17 protein-coding genes and 1 pseudogene are annotated in these 15,617 nt (G+C 67.2%); 13 read left to right on the top strand and 5 right to left on the bottom strand.

Going from position 1 to position 15,617, the window contains the following annotated elements:
• Positions 1 to 319, bottom strand: a 319-nt coding sequence (locus A5646_RS26610; protein ID WP_197505238.1) for an NAD(P)-binding domain-containing protein, incomplete at its 3' end; no start/stop codon positions are given.
• Between the two features lie 21 nt (positions 320 to 340).
• On the opposite strand from A5646_RS26610, the pseudogene A5646_RS26605 reads away from it, so the two are divergent.
• From A5646_RS26605 to A5646_RS26585, 5 genes and pseudogenes are all read left to right on the top strand, one after another.
• Positions 341 to 1,018, top strand: a pseudogene (locus A5646_RS26605) (NAD(P)-dependent oxidoreductase); the annotation flags it as partial.
• 247 nt (positions 1,019 to 1,265) lie between these two features.
• Positions 1,266 to 2,357: an amidohydrolase family protein gene (locus tag A5646_RS26600; protein WP_066864365.1), complete on the top strand. Its 1,092-nt coding sequence runs from the start codon at positions 1,266 to 1,268 to the stop codon at positions 2,355 to 2,357.
• Positions 2,358 to 2,385: 28 nt separating this feature from the next.
• Positions 2,386 to 3,531, top strand: coding sequence for an amidohydrolase family protein (locus A5646_RS26595; RefSeq protein WP_066864369.1), 1,146 nt, complete (start codon positions 2,386 to 2,388; stop codon positions 3,529 to 3,531).
• Position 3,532: 1 nt separating this feature from the next.
• Positions 3,533 to 3,931, top strand: coding sequence for a Rieske 2Fe-2S domain-containing protein (locus tag A5646_RS26590; RefSeq protein WP_067025458.1), 399 nt, complete (start codon positions 3,533 to 3,535; stop codon positions 3,929 to 3,931).
• 15 nt (positions 3,932 to 3,946) lie between these two features.
• Positions 3,947 to 4,813: an alpha/beta fold hydrolase gene (locus tag A5646_RS26585; protein ID WP_067025455.1), complete on the top strand. Its 867-nt coding sequence runs from the start codon at positions 3,947 to 3,949 to the stop codon at positions 4,811 to 4,813.
• 17 nt (positions 4,814 to 4,830) lie between these two features.
• On the opposite strand, the gene A5646_RS26580 is transcribed toward A5646_RS26585, so the two are convergent.
• Complete coding sequence (locus A5646_RS26580; RefSeq protein ID WP_066864375.1) at positions 4,831 to 5,304, bottom strand: hypothetical protein; 474 nt, start codon at positions 5,302 to 5,304, stop codon at positions 4,831 to 4,833.
• Positions 5,305 to 5,340: 36 nt separating this feature from the next.
• Here A5646_RS26580 and A5646_RS26575 point away from each other — a divergent pair, with 36 nt between their 5' ends.
• Genes A5646_RS26575 through A5646_RS26565 form a run of 3 tightly spaced genes read left to right on the top strand, consistent with a single transcriptional unit; the run spans position 5,341 to position 8,132 of the window.
• Positions 5,341 to 6,636: an NADH-ubiquinone oxidoreductase-F iron-sulfur binding region domain-containing protein gene (locus A5646_RS26575; RefSeq protein ID WP_067025453.1), complete on the top strand. Its 1,296-nt coding sequence runs from the start codon at positions 5,341 to 5,343 to the stop codon at positions 6,634 to 6,636.
• Complete coding sequence (locus A5646_RS26570; RefSeq protein ID WP_066864380.1) at positions 6,633 to 6,929, top strand: ferredoxin; 297 nt, start codon at positions 6,633 to 6,635, stop codon at positions 6,927 to 6,929. Before A5646_RS26575 ends, A5646_RS26570 begins: the two co-directional genes overlap by 4 nt.
• 27 nt (positions 6,930 to 6,956) lie before the next feature.
• Positions 6,957 to 8,132: an acyl-CoA dehydrogenase family protein gene (locus A5646_RS26565; protein WP_067025450.1), complete on the top strand. Its 1,176-nt coding sequence runs from the start codon at positions 6,957 to 6,959 to the stop codon at positions 8,130 to 8,132.
• Here A5646_RS26565 and A5646_RS26560 read toward each other — a convergent pair whose 3' ends face one another.
• The 3 genes from A5646_RS26560 to A5646_RS26550 are packed head-to-tail and all read right to left on the bottom strand — an operon-like array spanning position 8,133 to position 10,780.
• A complete protein-coding gene (locus A5646_RS26560; RefSeq protein ID WP_067025447.1) occupies positions 8,133 to 9,089 on the bottom strand; it encodes a TIGR03564 family F420-dependent LLM class oxidoreductase in 957 nt (318 codons plus the stop codon).
• A 12-nt stretch (positions 9,090 to 9,101) separates the two neighbouring features.
• A complete protein-coding gene (locus tag A5646_RS26555; protein WP_067025444.1) occupies positions 9,102 to 9,845 on the bottom strand; it encodes a hypothetical protein in 744 nt (247 codons plus the stop codon).
• Between the two features lie 11 nt (positions 9,846 to 9,856).
• The gene (locus tag A5646_RS26550; RefSeq protein ID WP_067025441.1) at positions 9,857 to 10,780 is read right to left on the bottom strand and encodes an NAD(P)-dependent oxidoreductase; all 924 of its coding nucleotides are present in this window, start codon (positions 10,778 to 10,780) and stop codon (positions 9,857 to 9,859) included.
• Positions 10,781 to 10,941: 161 nt separating this feature from the next.
• Between A5646_RS26550 and A5646_RS26545 the strand changes: the two genes are divergently transcribed.
• From A5646_RS26545 to A5646_RS26525, 5 genes are all read left to right on the top strand, one after another.
• Positions 10,942 to 11,259: a hypothetical protein gene (locus A5646_RS26545; protein ID WP_067025438.1), complete on the top strand. Its 318-nt coding sequence runs from the start codon at positions 10,942 to 10,944 to the stop codon at positions 11,257 to 11,259.
• Positions 11,260 to 11,382: 123 nt separating this feature from the next.
• On the top strand, positions 11,383 to 13,062 hold the full coding sequence (locus A5646_RS26540; protein ID WP_067025461.1) for an OB-fold domain-containing protein: 1,680 nt from the start codon (positions 11,383 to 11,385) through the stop codon (positions 13,060 to 13,062).
• A 7-nt stretch (positions 13,063 to 13,069) separates the two neighbouring features.
• Entirely contained in the window at positions 13,070 to 13,963 is an 894-nt protein-coding gene (locus A5646_RS26535) for an alpha/beta hydrolase (RefSeq protein WP_067025435.1), read from the top strand.
• Positions 13,963 to 14,778: an NAD(P)-dependent oxidoreductase gene (locus A5646_RS26530; protein ID WP_067025432.1), complete on the top strand. Its 816-nt coding sequence runs from the start codon at positions 13,963 to 13,965 to the stop codon at positions 14,776 to 14,778. Before A5646_RS26535 ends, A5646_RS26530 begins: the two co-directional genes overlap by 1 nt.
• Positions 14,775 to 15,575 (top strand): NAD(P)-dependent oxidoreductase, encoded by an 801-nt coding sequence (locus tag A5646_RS26525; protein WP_082984863.1) that lies wholly within the window; start codon positions 14,775 to 14,777, stop codon positions 15,573 to 15,575. The genes A5646_RS26530 and A5646_RS26525 overlap by 4 nt, the downstream gene beginning before the upstream one ends.
• Positions 15,576 to 15,617: the final 42 nt, after the last annotated feature.

Here is a 15,617-nt window from a genome sequence, read left to right as displayed (position 1 = left end):
GCATCGCGTGGATCTGCACCGCCATTTGGCTACCGACAGTGGACAAGTCGACGTAGCGCCGCACCCGCGCCCCCTCGATCACGCCCGCCGGGCCGGTCGCCACCTCCAGCGACACACTCGGGGTGGGCAGGCTGGCCAGCACCGTTTCGGCGCGGTCGGCGACCTCCTTGGCCGACGACGCCGGGCGGGCGCCAAGGGCGACGACGCGCTCGAGTGCCTCGCCGCTCGTGTCGAAGGCGACGACGTCGTGATTTTCCCGGAGGAGGCGGGATGCCATGGGAAGGCCCATATTTCCGAGTCCGATGAACCCGATCTTCATGTTGGGTCCCTTACCCCGATGGTGGCGACCGGCCCGGCGGGCGTGATCGAGGGGGCGCGGGTGCGGCGCTACGTCGACTTGTCCACTGTCGGTAGCCAAATGGCGGTGCAGATCCACGCGATGCTGGCCCGGCGCGACATCGTGGCGATGGACAGCCCGGTCAGCGGCGGTGTCAGCGGGGCCGAGAAAGGGACGCTGGCGCTCATGGTTTCGGGCCCGCGCGACGAATTCGACCTCGTGCGAACCGCGCTCGAAGCGCTCGGCCGGCCGATGTATGTCGGCGACAAGCCCGGCGCGGCGCAGACGATGAAGCTGGCGAACAACATCTTGGCGGCCAACGTCTTGGCCGCCACCGCGGAAGTCGTCGTGATGGGCGTCAAGGCCGGCCTCGACCCCGCCGTGATGATCGAGGTGCTCAACGCGGGATCGGGTGCGACGAGCGCGAGCCGCGACAAGTTCCCCCGCGCGATCCTGCCGCGCACCTTCGACTACGGCTTCGCCACCGGGCTGATGCTCAAGGACGTGCGGCTCTACCTCGATGAAGCGCGGGCGCTTGGCGTTCCCGCCGAGGTCGCCGAGACGATCGGCCGGCTGTGGGAGGCCCTTGCCCGCGACGAGGGGCCCGAATCCGACTTCACGACGGTGATCAAACCGTTCGAGCGGGCCGCGGGCGTAACGGTGGGTGGGGCATCGGACTAGCCCATCGCCCCGGCCGCCGCGGCGACGAGCCCGCGATCGCGTCCCTCCCCCACCTCGGAGAATGGTATTATCCGCAAAGAAGAACCATACTTGCTCCGACGACCACAAAACGCGTGCCACCAGCGACGATGAATAAACGAAATGCTTACCGGAAACCCGTTGATGGACCACCGAACGAAATGTTAGATTGGCTATCATCTGACCTCGCGCGGCCGGCTTTCGCCGCCGCAGCCGAAGGGTGGCTCTTGTGATCACACACGCCGACGGAACCAGCACCCCGTTGATCGACGCCAGCGTGCACATCTTCTTCCCGTCCAACAAGGCCCTGCGCAAGACCCTGCGCGAGCCGTTCAAGAGCCGCGGCTTCCCCGATTACGAGATGGACTGGTACGGCGCCCCAGGCGGTGAGTACGCGCCCAACACCGAGGGCCCGGACCGCCAGTACCCGGGTTCGGACCCGGATTTCGTTGCCAATGAACTGTTTTCGAAGCGCGGCGTCGATGTGGCGGTGCTGCACCCGATGGCGCGCGGCATCATGCCGGACCGGCACCTGGGCAGCGCCCTGCACGCCGCGCACAACGAGATGATGGTGTCGAACTGGCTGGAGTCCAGCCAGTTCGGCGAGCGGTTCCGCGGCACCATCCGGGTGAACCCCGACGACATCCCCGGCGCGCTGCGCGAGATCGAGCGGTGGCGTGCGCACCCGCGGGTGGTCCAGATCGGCGTCCCGCTGCAATCCCGCGAGCTGTACGGCAAACCGCAGTTCTGGCCGATCTGGGAGGCCGCCGTCGACGCCGGACTACCCGTCGCCGCGCACATCGAGGTCGGGTCGGGCATCGCATTCCCGCCGACGCCGAACGGCAACACCCGCACCTACGAGCAGTACGTCAGCTTCATGGCGCTGAACTACCTGTATCACCTGATGAACATGATCGCCGAGGGAGTGTTCGAGCGGTTCGACGGCCTCAAGTTCGTCTGGGGCGACGGCGCCGCCGACTTCATCACGCCGTTCATCTGGCGGATGGACACCTTCGGCCGTCCGCACCTGGAGCAGACGCCGTGGGCACCGCGGATTCCCAGCGACTACCTGCCCGGTCACGTGTTCTTCGTGCAGGGCAGTCTCGACGGCCCCGGCGACGCCGAATTCGCCGGCGAGTGGTTTGGCTTCACCGGTAAGGACGACATGGTGATGTTCGGCTCGAGTTATCCACACTGGCAATGCGGCGATGTCAGCAAACTGCCCAGCGCGTTGTCGGCCGAACAGCGCGAGAAGCTGTGCTGGCGCAACGCGGCGCAGCTCTACGGCATAGACATTCCCGCCGGGGTGGGCGCACAGTAGAAGTATCGCGAAAACTGAGGAGAGCCAGATGACGTTGACCCATTCGCAGGAGCGGGTTCCCGCTACCGAGCGTATAGCCGTCCGCTGCGTCGACTCGGATGTCCACCCGGCCCCCAAGCGCGGAGAGCTGCTCCCGTACATCCCCGAGCCGTGGCGCAGCAAGTACTTTCTCACTCGCACCGTTGGTGAGCAGATCTACTACGACGCACCGGACTACGCGCACTCCTACGCGATGCGCGTGGACTCGTTTCCGGCCAACGGCGAGTTCCCCTGCAGCGACCCGGATTTGGCGTTTCGCCAGCTGATCATGGAGGCCGGGTCCGACATCGCGATCCTGGAGCCCGCGGCCTACCCGGCGCGCATTCCTGAAGCGCAGCATGCGATGTCGGCCGCGTTGAACGACTGGCAGGCCAATCACTGGCTGGACAGCCACAACAACTGGCACGAGCGGTGGCGCGGCTCGATTTGCATCGCGATCGAGGAGCCGGAAGAGTCGGTGCGCGAGATCGAGCGCTGGGCCGGGCACCCCTTCATGGCCCAGATCCTGATCAAGGCAGAGCCTCGGCCGTCCTGGGGACACCCCAAGTACGACCCGATCTGGGCGGCCGCCACCAAGAATGACATCACCGTGAGCTGCCACCTGTCGCGCAGCCAGTTCGACGAGCTGCCGATCCCGCCGGTGGGATTCCCCAGCTACAACCACGACTTCATGGTGACCTACTCCCTGCTGGCGGCCAACCAAGTGATGAGCCTGATCTTCGACGGCGTCTTCGACCGGTTCCCGACGCTGCGGATCGTGTTCGTCGAGCACGCCTTCAGCTGGATCCTGCCGCTGATGTGGCGCATGGACGCGATTTACGACGCCCGCAAGTCGTGGCTCGACATCAAGCGCAAGCCGTCCGAATACGTCAAGGACCACATCAAGTTCACCACCCAACCGCTCGATTATCCCGAGGACAAGACGGAACTGACCCGCGCGCTGGAATGGATGGAGTGCGAGAAGATCCTGCTGTTCTCCTCGGACTACCCGCACTGGACGTTCGACGACCCGCGCTGGTTGGTCAAGCACCTGCCCAAGCACGCCCGCGACGCGGTGATGTACAAGAACGGCATCGCGACCTATCACCTGCCCGAGACCGTGCCGGTCCTCGAGGGTCAGACCCGGGTGCTCTGAGTTGACGGAAGAAACCAAACGGCCCGAGCCCCGTCTCGCCCAGGGCCGCGAGCACGTCGTCGCCACCGTAGACGAAATCCCGCCGGGCACACACAAACTGGTACCGATCGGGCGCCACGGCGTCGGCGTCTACAACGTCAACGGCACCTTCTACGCCATCGCGAACTACTGCCCCCACCAAGGCGGCCCGCTGTGTTCGGGACGGGCCCGGGGGCGCACCATCGTCGACGAGACCGCGCCGGGCGACTCGGTCATGGTGCACGACCTGGAATACATCTACTGCCCTTGGCACCAATGGGGTTTCGAGCTGGCGACCGGTACGACGGCGGTCAAGCCGGAATGGAGTATTCGCACCTATCCGGTGCGCGTCGTGGGCAACGACGTTTTGGTTCAGGCCTAACCACAGGAGAATCGGGTGCCTTCTATCGAGATCAACGGGGGAAATGTCGTCTACGAAATCCTCGGTGACTCTGGCGATCTCATTGCGCTGACGCCGGGCGGCCGGTTCAGCAAGGAGATCCCCGGCCTGCGTCCGCTGGCCGACGCCCTGGCCGCGGGCGGTTACCGGGTGCTGCTGTGGGACCGCCCCAACTGCGGGGCCTCGGACGTGCAGTTCTACGGGCAGAGCGAGTCCCACATGCGCGCCGAGACGCTGCACAAGCTGGTGACCGGCCTGGGCTTCGAGCGCTGCATTCTGGCCGGAGGTTCCGGCGGGGCAAGGGATTCCATGCTGACCACGATGCTCTATCCCGAGATGGTCACCAAGCTCGTGGTGTGGAACATCGTCGGCGGCACTTACGGCACCTTCGTGCTCGGTTCGTTCTACATCATTCCCAGCATCCTCGCGGTGCGCGGCACCGGCATGGACGGCGTGATGAAGGTGGCCGAATGGCGTGAGCGCATCGAGGAGAACCCGAACAACAGGCAGCGGTTCCTCGACTTCGACAAGGATGAGTTCCTCAAGCTGATGCTGCGCTGGCTCAACGCCTTCGTCTCCAAGCCGGGACAGACGATTCCGGGCGTCGAGGACGAGATGTTCGACCGAATCAAGGTGCCCACGTTGATCATTCGTGGCGGTGAGAACGACATGGATCACCCGAAGCGGACGTCGCTGGAAGTCAGCTGCCTGATCAAGGGATCGAAGCTCATCGACCCGCCGTGGCCCGAGGATGCCTGGGAGCGGGCGTCGGAGGACCGCGCCGCGGGTCGGGTGCAGCACTTCAACATGTTCGACACCTGGGTGCAGGCGGCGCCCGCCATTCTGGAATTCCTGGGTTCGTGATGGCGCGAACCGGTGCACTACCTGGTGTGGATGTGGACCTCGCAATTCAGCGACGCCTCCAGCGCCGTGTGCACGCGGCTTTCCGGGATCCGTTCGAGATCGGACTCGCGCAGGGTCACCTGGACGATGTCGAATCCGTCCGCACCGGGGGTGCGCTCGATGTCACCGGTGAGCCCGAACGCGGACAGCACGCCGTGCGCGTCGTCGTCGGTTCCCCGGCTGACGAAGGTGACCACTCCCGCAGCGGGATCAACGCCGAATGCTCTGGTGCACAATCCGATTGCGGTGGCTTTGGCCGTGTCGCCGTCTTCGGCCGCGATGAGCAGCTCCACTTCGCGGCGGGTCGCGGGCCGGGATGCGAGGTCATTGGCGACCACGTCCGCGCCGGCCGCGGCTACCAGCTCGAGGAGAGCCGCCATGCCGTCGCGTAGTCGTGCGGGTGTGAGCACGCTTTCCGGGTCGACGTTGACACGCACCACCGCAGTTCGCATGTGCGCAAGCCTAACTAACACGATGGCAGGCCAGCCTTGAACACCACTCAGTCCACCACCATCGCCACCGCGACGTTGCCCGGATGCACGCCGCGACTGCTGAGCGAGCACGCCCGCGAGGACCTAGCGTCCTATCGCAAGGTCGGTGGCTACCGCCCGCTTGGCGACCCCGATGAATTCTTGACCGAAGTCGAATCGAGCGGCCTGGTCGGGCGCGGCGGTGCGGCGTTCCCACTGTCGGTGAAGCTGCGGTCGGTGCGCGACAACGGACGACTGCTGGGCGTGCCCGTCGTCGTGGCGAATGGCGAAGAGGGAGAACCGGCTTCGGTCAAGGACCGTTGGCTGTTGCGCAATCGCCCTCACCTCGTCCTGGACGGACTGCGGCTGGCCGCGACGATCGTTGCCGCCGACCGCGCCTACGTCTACGTGTCCGATCAGGAATCGGCACACAGCATCGAATCCGCGCTGGGCGAATTGGACCCCGGAGCGCTCGGTGTCGCCGTCGACCTGCGCACCGTGGCGCCGGGGTACGTGGCGGGCGAGGAGACGGCCGCGGTGCGCGCGATCAACGGCGGCCCGGCCAAGCCGACGGACAAGCCGCCGCGTCCCTTCGAGGCCGGCGTCGATGACCGGCCCACGCTGGTGAGCAACGTCGAGACCCTGGCCAACCTGCCCTACCTGCAGGGCCACGGATCGACCGATTTTCGGTCGCAGGGCACGACGCTGTCGTCGGGCACCTTCCTGGCCACCATCACCGGGGGCGGGCGACCTCCCGTCCTGTATGAACTGCCGCTTGGGCTGCCGTTCACGGAACTGCTTGCCCTGCACGGTGTTCCGGCCGATCGGGTGCGCGGAGCGCTGATGGGCGGTTACTTCGCCGGTCTGCTCAACCGCTCCGTGTTGGAGACCACCCTGGACCACGAGACGATGCGCCGCGTCGGCAGCGGGCTGGGCTGCGGTGCGATTTCGATCATCACCGAGGACTGCCCCGTCGCGGTGGCCGCATCCGTGCTCGCGTACTTCGATCGCGAAAACGCGGGTCAATGCGGATCGTGCTTCAACGGGACGGCGGCGATGGCCGCGGCCGCCGGCGCGCTGCGCGACGGCGCCGCGGCGGCAGAAGACGTCGAACGGTTGCGCCGCTGGTCGGTGCTGCTGCGCGGACGCGGTGCGTGCGCAACGCTGGATGCCGCGACCAACGTCGCTGCCAGCCTGCTCGATCAGTTCCCGGACGACGTCGGTGCCCATCTCGACGGCACCTGCCCGGACTGCACCCGCGGTGCGTTCCGCGCGGACCGTCCCTACGAGGCGGAACCTGTGAGGCAAGCATGAAAATCCGGCTGGATCGCACCATCTGCGACGGCTTCGGCATCTGCGCCAAACACGCGCCCGGATACTTCTCGCTGGACGATTGGGGGTACGCATCGCTCATCGGGGACGGCACGGTGGCGGAGGCGGATCGCGACGCAGTCATGCGGGCGCTGCTCGACTGCCCGGTGCACGCCATCACCGAAATCGGCCAGCGCACCTCCCGCGCGTCGCAGCCGCCGTTGGCCGACGCCGAGGACCCGGCCGAGCACCTCAAAACCGAAGAGAACGAGGCGGAGTGGGGATTCACGCGCTGAGCCGTCCGCGCCCCGAGGAGTAGTGCCGTGCAGCTCACCTTTGACGCCGACGTAGAAGCCTTTCGCGCGGAGTTCGTCGGCTTCCTCACCGAACACCTGCCGACGCAGGCCCAAGCCGCGGAGCGCCCGTCGTCGACCTCGCACGTGCCCGAATGGTCGCGCCGCTGGCAGCGACTCCAGTTCGACCACGGATGGCTACTACCCGGCAACCCACCGGAATTCGGTGGTCGCAACGCAAACATCCTGCAGCAGTTCGTACATCGCGAGGAGCTGTCGCGACGCCGGATCTACCACTGCTTCAATCCCCAGGGCGTCGGCATCATCGCCGCGTCGCTGTTGTCCTTCGGCACCGAAGAGCAGAAGCGGCGCTGGGCCGTCCCGATCCTGCGCGCCGACAAGACCGCGTCCCTCGGCATGAGCGAGCCGGGAGCCGGCTCCGACCTGGCCGGGCTGCGGACGAAGGCCGAATTGGTCGGCGATGAGTTCGTGGTCAACGGGCAGAAGGTGTGGACTTCCGGCGCCCACGATGCCGACGTGATCCTGACGTTCGTTCGCACGGACCCGAACGCTCCGCGGCACAAGGGAATCAGCGCGCTGCTCATCCCGACCGATAATCCCGGTCTGGTGCGTCGCCCCTTCCCCTCGGTCTATGACCGTGACGAGCTGGACTTCAACGAGGTGTTCTTCAACGACGTCCGGGTGCCCGCGGATAACCTGGTCGGGCCGCTCAATGGCGGGTGGCGGGTCGCCAACGGCTCGCTCGGCCACGAGCGCACTTTGATGTGGATGGCGTTCGCCAACCGGCTCGAGCAACTCCTCGAGGACTACCGGCCCAGCGACGAGGTGAATGTGGACCACTACGCCACCATCGTGATGGACTACTACGCGCTGCGGCTGCTCGGTTCGGCCGCGCTGGGTAAAGCGGCTCGCGGCGAGGTGGACGTGGCGGCGTTGTCCGTGCTGAAGGTGTTCGGCTCGGAGGCCGAACAGAGCGCGCTGCGACACGCTCTGGACGCCGCCGGGGCCGATGGGCTGCGGGACAAGATGCTGACGGCCCCGTACAACCCTTACGCCCCGGATCTTTTCACCGCCAGCTGGTTCGCGCGCTACATCAGCAGCTACGCGGGCACCATCGCGGGCGGCACGTCGGAGATCCAGCGCAACATCATCGCGCAGCGCGTCCTCGGTCTGCCCTCGCGGTGATCACAACGCCGGACACAGCGACGACAGAAACTGCTGAGTTCGGCGTCGCGACTTGGTTCGCTCGTCAATGTCCTTGCCCAACGGCACGATTCGCACCGCGAGGTCGGTGACACCGGCATCGCGGTAGCGGCGCAACCGCTCCAGGACGGTCGCCTCGTCGCCTGCCGCCATGGTGTCACCGACGTCTTCGGCGTCGCCGTGCTGCAGCAGTCGCACATAGTTCGGCGAGAAGTCCGCGTGTCCGAGCACCTCGCTGGCGTAGCCGCGAGCCTCGTCCGCCTCGCTATTGGAGCAGAGCGCGACGGGAACACCGGCGACGATCCGGGGCGCGGGCCGCCCGGCCCGGGCGGCCGCCGCGGTAAGGCGTGGAACGACGTGGTCGGCGATGGCGCGCTCGTCGGCCATCCACAGCACGGTGCCCCCGGCCCGCTCGCCGGCGAGTTGCAGCATCGTCGGCCCGAGCGCCGACAGCAGCACCGGCATCTCGAAGGCGTCGGTGACATCGACCGGCGAATGGACGCAATAGTTTTCGTTGTCGACATCCACGGTGCCCGGACCGGCGAAGGAAGCGAGCAGCACGTCGAGATAGTCGCCCATCAGGCGCGCCGGGCGGTCATAGGACAAGCCCAGCTGTGAGTTGACGATCCAATGATGCGAGGGTCCGATGCCGAGCGTGAACCGTCCGCCGCACGCGACCTGGGTGGTCAGGGCTTGTTGCGCCATGATCATCGGATGGCGAGTCTGAATCGGCACGACCGCCGTTCCGATCTCGATGGCCTCGGTGGCCTGCCCGATCAGCGCCACGGCGGTCAACGCGTCGAGGTAGCCGGGGACCTGGGGCATCCAAAACGCGGTGAAACCGTCGCTTTCGGCGGCGACCCCGTCGTCGATCAGGCCGGCAAGTCGATCGGCGCGTGAACGCTCCTTATCGGAGCCGACCATCAAGCCGATGTGCATGCGGCCCCTTTCCTACGGCACATAGCGATCCCACTCGTATGGAACAATTGCGAAAAATGGTGCGGCAAACAATGCTTCGATGCCCGATTCGGCCCAGCGGGCCTCGAGCACCGGCCGCAACCGCTCCGCGGTGGCAACCGGATCGTCGTCGAGGAAGCAATACGTGATCGTCTGGTTCTCCGGTGCGCTGGCCAAGCTGGCGTCGACCCGGCGCGATACCGCGGACCAGACACCGGCGACGCCGTCGACGTCGGCCAGCGGGTCCGGGGACGACGGTCCCCGCTCGACCAACACGAACGCGCCGCGCACCGGTAGCCAGGGCAACACGTCTGACCCGATTCTGACGCGCGGCGCTGCGGCTTTGCGTTGCACGTCGTACACGCCGCGCTCCACCGGCGGCAGCAGCGGGAGTTTACGGCCGGCGTTCCCCAGCGCCGTGGACAGTTCGTTGAAATCGTGCAATCCGGCCGTGTCGGTGAAGAAGTACGTCATCACGTGGTCGACCGCGTCCAACGGCCCGCCGCTCACCGCGCGAGCCGAGCGGCAGGCCGGCGTGGACACCAACCGCAACGAGGCGCGCACCGCGCGCAGGCGGTGTTGCTCCGGGCGGTGATCCAGGCTGTGCCAGCGCAGATACTCGGCGTCTTTCCCGTCGGGGTGGCGGATCGCCATCGAGACGAACAGGGTGGTGATCTCGCCATCACCGGCGGCAAGGATCTCGGGGACCTCGTCCGATGGCGTGCCGGGAAGATGCATGGCGTTGATCCTCAGGCTCTCGTCGAATCGTGTTGATGCAGCTGGATTTCTGGATGGCGGGCCGCGACCATGCGCCGAAATCCCTCGCGCCAGGGCACTTTCGTGCGGCCGAGCACGTCGTGCATGTGGGTGACGTCCGGCCACAGCGGGGTGTGCGCCTGGGGCGTGTACTCGAAGATCGGCTCGACACCGACCAGCTCACCCATGAAGGCGCAGTACTCCTCCACGCTGACGGTTTCGCTGCCGGCCCAGTTCACCACGACGGGCGGTGTCGCAGCGACTTCCATCGCGCGGACGCCCAGCTCCACATAGTCGTCTTCATAGATGGGGTTGTAGTTGTTCGGCTTGTCGGGATGCAACCGAATGGGCTTGCCCGCCAATATCGCATCGAGACGGTCGGCGGGCGCACCGCCCTGGGGGCCGTACGTCGAACAGATCCGGATGATGGTCAGCGGGATGTGAAAGCGCCTGGCGATCCAGGTGCACACCGCCTCGGCGGCCACCTTGGAGAAGCTGTAGTTCGCCCGCAGTGGTGCCCCCGGCGGATCGGTTTCGGTGAGCGGTCGCCGGCCCTGATAGGCGTAGATCGAGCCGGTGGAGCAGAAGACGAAACCCTTTGCGGCGCGGCAATGGTAGAGCAGTTCGCCGGACGCCTGCGCGTTCGTTTCGACGCACTGGCTCCAATCGTCGGCGCCCGGGTCCACGGCGGCGTGGAAGACGTAGGTGAAATCGTATGGGAGACCGGAGAAGTCGCTGGCGCCGACGTCCAGCGCGACCGGTCTGATCCCGGCGTCCACCAGTTTTTGCCGGGCCGCGGGATCTTTCAGGCGCGCGGCACCCCACACCTCGTTGCCCGCTGCGGCCAGGGCACGCGCGATCGGAAACGCGATCTTGCCCGTCGCCCCGGTGATCAGGATCTTCTCTGCGTCGAGCAATCCGTCCTCCGAATGTTAAGTACTTGATACCGCGTGGCGAGCATAACTCCCGGTCGACGGGAAACGCCACGAGACGCCCCGAAAGTCACCTGGTCGTGGCGGTAGCAACGGAATAAGCTGGAGCGGGCCAGGCTCGAATTGGCCCCACCGGGAGGCCCACCATGAGGTGGTTATTTGGTCGCCTGACCGCCGTTGTCGCGGTCGCCTTCATGACGATGGTCGTTGCGGTGATCGCGACGCCGGCGATCAGCTCGGCGCAGTGCGATCGCAACCTGTCGTTCAACGTGTCGACGTTCGAATGCAAACCGCGACCGGCTCCGCCGCCGTGGTACACCGTGCCGCCGGCGTATTCGCCGGAATTCGCATCGGACGTGCCACCCCCGCCGCCACGGCCGGCGTGGTCGCCGAACGAACCGATGTGGAGCGTCGGCTTTCACCAATGGGGCGCCTATTTCGACGGCGTCTGGGTGCCGTACTGACAAGGGGCCCCACCTCACCTGACCCGCAACGCGTCTGGATCGCGTGTGCGCAGAGTGATAACGTAATTCTCCGATTTGCATAATGGCCCTACCAGGCCGGCCGTGCGGACCCCCGGAGGTGACGTGTCAGCAGCACCTGGACGGCCGCTGCCCCTGATCACGCAGGACAACGAATTCTTCTGGACGTCGGGTGCCGACGGGAAGCTGCGCCTGCAGGAATGCCAGAGCTGTGAATCGCTGATCCATCCACCCGCGCCGGTCTGCCGGTACTGCCGGTCCCGCGACATCGGTGTGCGGGCGGTCTCGGGCCGGGCGACGCTCGCCGGATTCACCATCAACGAGCGGTTCAGCCTGCCCGGGCTGGCGGCGCCCTACGTGATCGCGCAGGTGGCTATCGCGGAGGACCCGCGGGTCCGGTTGACCACCAACATCGTCGAAAGCGATGTCGATCGGCTGGAACTCGGACAGCAGGTCGAGGTTGTCTTCGAGCAGGTCGAGGACGTGTGGTTTCCGTTGTTTCGGCCCTTGCGGGCGGGAGGGGCCGATGCCGACGAACCCGGTGAGCTGCCGGTCGACGAGATCGCGCCGGAACGTTTCGGCGAGCACGTCCGCCCGATGCTCACGGTGGACAAGTTCGAAGACAAGGTCGCGCTCACCGGGATCGGCGCGTCCCCGATCGGCCGCCGGCTGATGCAGCCGCCGCTGGCGTTGACCGTGCAGGCATGCGAGGCGGCCATCGCCGACGCCGGCCTGACCTACGCCGACATCGACGGCCTGTCCACCTACCCCGGCGCGATCAATGTCGGCGGCTTCGGGGAGGGCGGCACCACCGCCCTCGAGGGCGCGCTCGGCATCCGGCCGACGTGGCACAACGGCGCCATGGAGACGTTCGGGCCGGGCGGCTCGGTGATCGCCGCGATGCTCGCGGTCGCCTGCGGGCTGGCGCGCCACGTGCTGTGCTTCCGTACCCTGTGGGAAGCCACCAACGGCGAGCTGATGAAGCAGGGCAAGATCACCCCGGCCCACGGTTCAGCGGGCCGAATGTCGGGCTGGCAGATGCCATTTGGTGCCACGTCAGCGGCACACACACTGGCGATGAACGCGCAGCGGCACTTTCACCGGTACGGCACCAGCAAGGAAACGCTGGGCTGGATCGCGTTGAACCAGCGCGCCAATGCCGAACTCAACCCGACCGCCATCTACCGGTCGCCCATGACGATGGACGACTACCTGGGCGCGCGGCCCATCACCACGCCGTTCGGCCTATACGACTGCGACGTGCCGTGCGACGGCGCCATCGCCGTCATCGTCTCGGCCGTCGACGCCGCCCGCGACCTGGCCAAGCCGCCGGTACTGGTGGAAGCGGTGGGAACGCAGATCGTCGAGCGACTCGACTGGGACCAAAGCACCCTCACCCACGAGCCGCAGGTGCTGGGCCAGGCGGCGCACGTATGGACGCGTACCTCGCTGCGACCCGCCGACGTCGACGTGGCAGAGCTGTACGACGGGTTTTCCTTCAACTGTCTGTCCTGGATCGAGGCGCTGGGCTTCTGCGGAATCGGTGAGGCCAAAGACTTTCTGGACGGCGGCAAGAACATCGCGCGCGACGGGCAGTTGCCGCTCAATACGCACGGCGGCCAACTCTCGCACGGCCGCACCCACGGCATGGGTCTGCTGCACGAAGCCATCACTCAGCTGCGCGGCGAGGCCGGTGACCGCCAGGTCGCCGGTGCCCGCGTCGGTGTGGTCAGCAGCGGCGGCCTGACTCCCAGCGGCGTGCTCCTGCTGCGGGCGCCGGAATGAGACGAGCATGAACCCCGCGGCGCCGCGGCCAAGGCTGGTAATCGTCGACGGGGTGCCGATGTCGGCGCTGGTCACCGAAGTCGAAGACCCGCAGGCCGTGATCGTGGCCATCCACGGCGGTGGCACCACCGCGATGTATTTCGACTGCCCGGGCCACCCCTCGTATTCGCTGTTGCGGACCGGCGCGGCGGCCGGGTTCACCGTGGTGGCCCTTGATCGGCCCGGCTATGGCAGCTCGGCGCCCTATCCCGAAGCGATGGTCTCCGGCGAGCAGCGCGTCAACCTGGCTTACGGTGCCGTCGACCGCATTCTCGGCGAACGACCGCGGGGCGCAGGCATATTCGTGTGGGGCCACTCGGGCGGCTGCGAGCTGACGCTGCGGTTGGCCGCCGACGCGCGAGGTGCCGACCTCCTCGGTATCGAGCTGGCCGGCACCGGCCGGCACTACCACCCCACCGCTAAGGAAATACTGAAAACGGCCACCCGCGAACGCCGCCCGTCGGGCATGCGCGAACTGCTGTGGAGCCCAGAGCAGTCTTACCCACCCGAGGTCCTCAACGGCGCCACGGTGTCGCCGTCCGCCCCGGCCTACGAGGACCAGATGGTGTCGGACTGGGCGCGACAGACTTTCCCGGAGCTCGCGCCCGCCGTGCGCGTCCCGGCGCACTTCAGCATCGCCGAGCACGAAAAGGTCTGGCAGACCAACGATGCGGCGGTGACCGAGGTCGGCGCCCTGTTCACCGGGGCGCCGCGATTCGTCGTGCATCGACAACCGGACGCCGGGCACAACATCAGCCTCAGTCACGCCGCCCCCATCTACCACTCGAAAGTCCTTGAATTCGTGCGGGATTGCGTGGCCGAGCGTTCGGCGAAGACGGAATCCGATCTGGAGGCCGGCTGATGCGCGTCGGATTCATCGGGTTGGGCAGCCAGGGCGGTCCCATGGCGCGCCGGATCGTCGAGGGCGGCTACCCCACCACGTTGTGGGCGCGCAGGCCGGAGGCCCTCGAGGCATTCTCCGACACCTCGGCCGGCATCGCCGGGTCACCCGCCGAACTCGCCGCGGCCAGTGACCTGGTCTGCCTCTGCGTGGTCGCAGACGCCGACATCGACGAACTGGCCTGCGGGACAAACGGATTGCTGTCGGCGATGAAGCCGGGCAGCGTGATCGCCGTGCACAGCACGGTGCATCCGGACACCTGCCGAGACCTCGCGACCAAGGCTGCCGCCCAAAGTGTTTCCGTCATCGATGCGCCGGTGAGCGGCGGGGGCGGCGCGGCGGCCGAGGGCCGGCTGCTGGTGATGGTGGGCGGAGACACCGACGTCGTCGAGCGTTGCCGCCCCGTCTTCCAGACCTATGCCGATCCCGTCGTTCACCTCGGCGAGCTGGGTTCCGGACAGACCACGAAGCTCCTCAACAACCTGTTGTTCACCGCCAACCTGGCCACGGCGGCCAGCGCGCTGTCACTGGCCAGCGCGCTTGGCGTCGAACCGGACCGCCTCACCGAAGTGATCTCCCGCAGCTCTGGCAACAGCTTTGCGCTCAACGCTCTCGGCGGCATCGGCGGACTCGATCGGCTGGCCGGGGTGGCGGGCGGGCTGCTGCAGAAGGATGTTCGGCTGGTCGTCGACCTCGCCGAGAACGCCGGGGCCAACGGCGGCGCGGTGCTCGACGCGGCCGACGCGGCGCTGGCCCTGATGGACCACCCACGGTGAGAATCGGATTCATCGGCGCGGGACGGATGGGACGCCCCATGGTCGCCCGCCTGGTGGCAGCCGGTCACGACGTCCAGGCCATGGGCCGAACGGCCGAAAAGCGCGGCGAGCTCGAGCAACTGGGCGCGCTGGCCGTCGGCGAGGCGGCCGAAGCCGGTGCCCGAGCCGACGTCGTGGTGCTCTGTGTGTTCAGCGACGAACAGGTCCGACAGGTCTGCCTGGCCGGCGAATTGCTATCCGCAATGCGGCCCGGCGCGGTGCTGGTGGTGCACACCACCGTCAACCCGCACACCATCGCGGCCATGGCCGAGCGCGCCAATGGTGTTGACGTCGTCGACGCCGCGGTCAGCGGGGGCCCACACGACATCGCCGCCGGCCGGCTCACGCTGTTCGTCGGCGGTGCCGACCAAGCGGTTGACCGAGCGCGACCGCTGCTTTGTTGCTACGGCGACCCGGTCCTGCACGTCGGGCCGGCCGGCGCCGGCCAGAAGGTGAAACTCGTCAACAACGCGCTGTTCGCTGCGCAGCTCGGGCTGCTGGCCGAGTCGGTCCGGCTGGGAGAAGGGCTCGGCGTGCCGGAGTCGACGTTGCTGACCGCCCTGGGACACGGCAGCGCGGCTAGCCACGCGCTGAACCTCATCGCGGCCGGCGGTTCCATCGCGTCGTTCATCGAAATGACCGGTGAGTTCGTGGCGAAGGATGTGGCCGCCGCCCGGGCTAGCGCCGAGGCGCTGGGCAGCGGTCTGGGCGCGCTGGATGACGTCATCGCGGCCATCGGCGTCGCGAAGAGGGCATGAAATGCCAGCGTTTTGGTCTTTCCGGTTCGTCACGAAGGTATT

The sequence above is a fragment of the Mycobacterium sp. 1245499.0 genome, assembly GCF_001673615.1.
Lineage (GTDB): Bacteria > Actinomycetota > Actinomycetes > Mycobacteriales > Mycobacteriaceae > Mycobacterium > Mycobacterium europaeum_A.
The sequence above is the reverse complement of the archived record's forward strand: the minus strand, read 5'-3'. Positions and strand labels throughout refer to the sequence as shown.

Bases quoted from the DNA above. Each gene is read 5' to 3' on its own strand.
- A5646_RS26580 (WP_066864375.1), bottom strand. From the start codon at position 5,304: ATGCGAACTGCGGTGGTGCGTGTCAACGTCGACCCGGAAAGCGTGCTC.
- A5646_RS26595 (WP_066864369.1), top strand. From the start codon at position 2,386: ATGACGTTGACCCATTCGCAGGAGCGGGTTCCCGCTACCGAGCGTATA.
- A5646_RS26545 (WP_067025438.1), top strand. From the start codon at position 10,942: ATGAGGTGGTTATTTGGTCGCCTGACCGCCGTTGTCGCGGTCGCCTTC.
- A5646_RS26530 (WP_067025432.1), top strand. From the start codon at position 13,963: ATGCGCGTCGGATTCATCGGGTTGGGCAGCCAGGGCGGTCCCATGGCG.
- A5646_RS26560 (WP_067025447.1), bottom strand. From the start codon at position 9,089: ATGCACATCGGCTTGATGGTCGGCTCCGATAAGGAGCGTTCACGCGCC.
- A5646_RS26570 (WP_066864380.1), top strand. From the start codon at position 6,633: ATGAAAATCCGGCTGGATCGCACCATCTGCGACGGCTTCGGCATCTGC.
- A5646_RS26555 (WP_067025444.1), bottom strand. From the start codon at position 9,845: ATGCATCTTCCCGGCACGCCATCGGACGAGGTCCCCGAGATCCTTGCC.
- A5646_RS26535 (WP_067025435.1), top strand. From the start codon at position 13,070: ATGAACCCCGCGGCGCCGCGGCCAAGGCTGGTAATCGTCGACGGGGTG.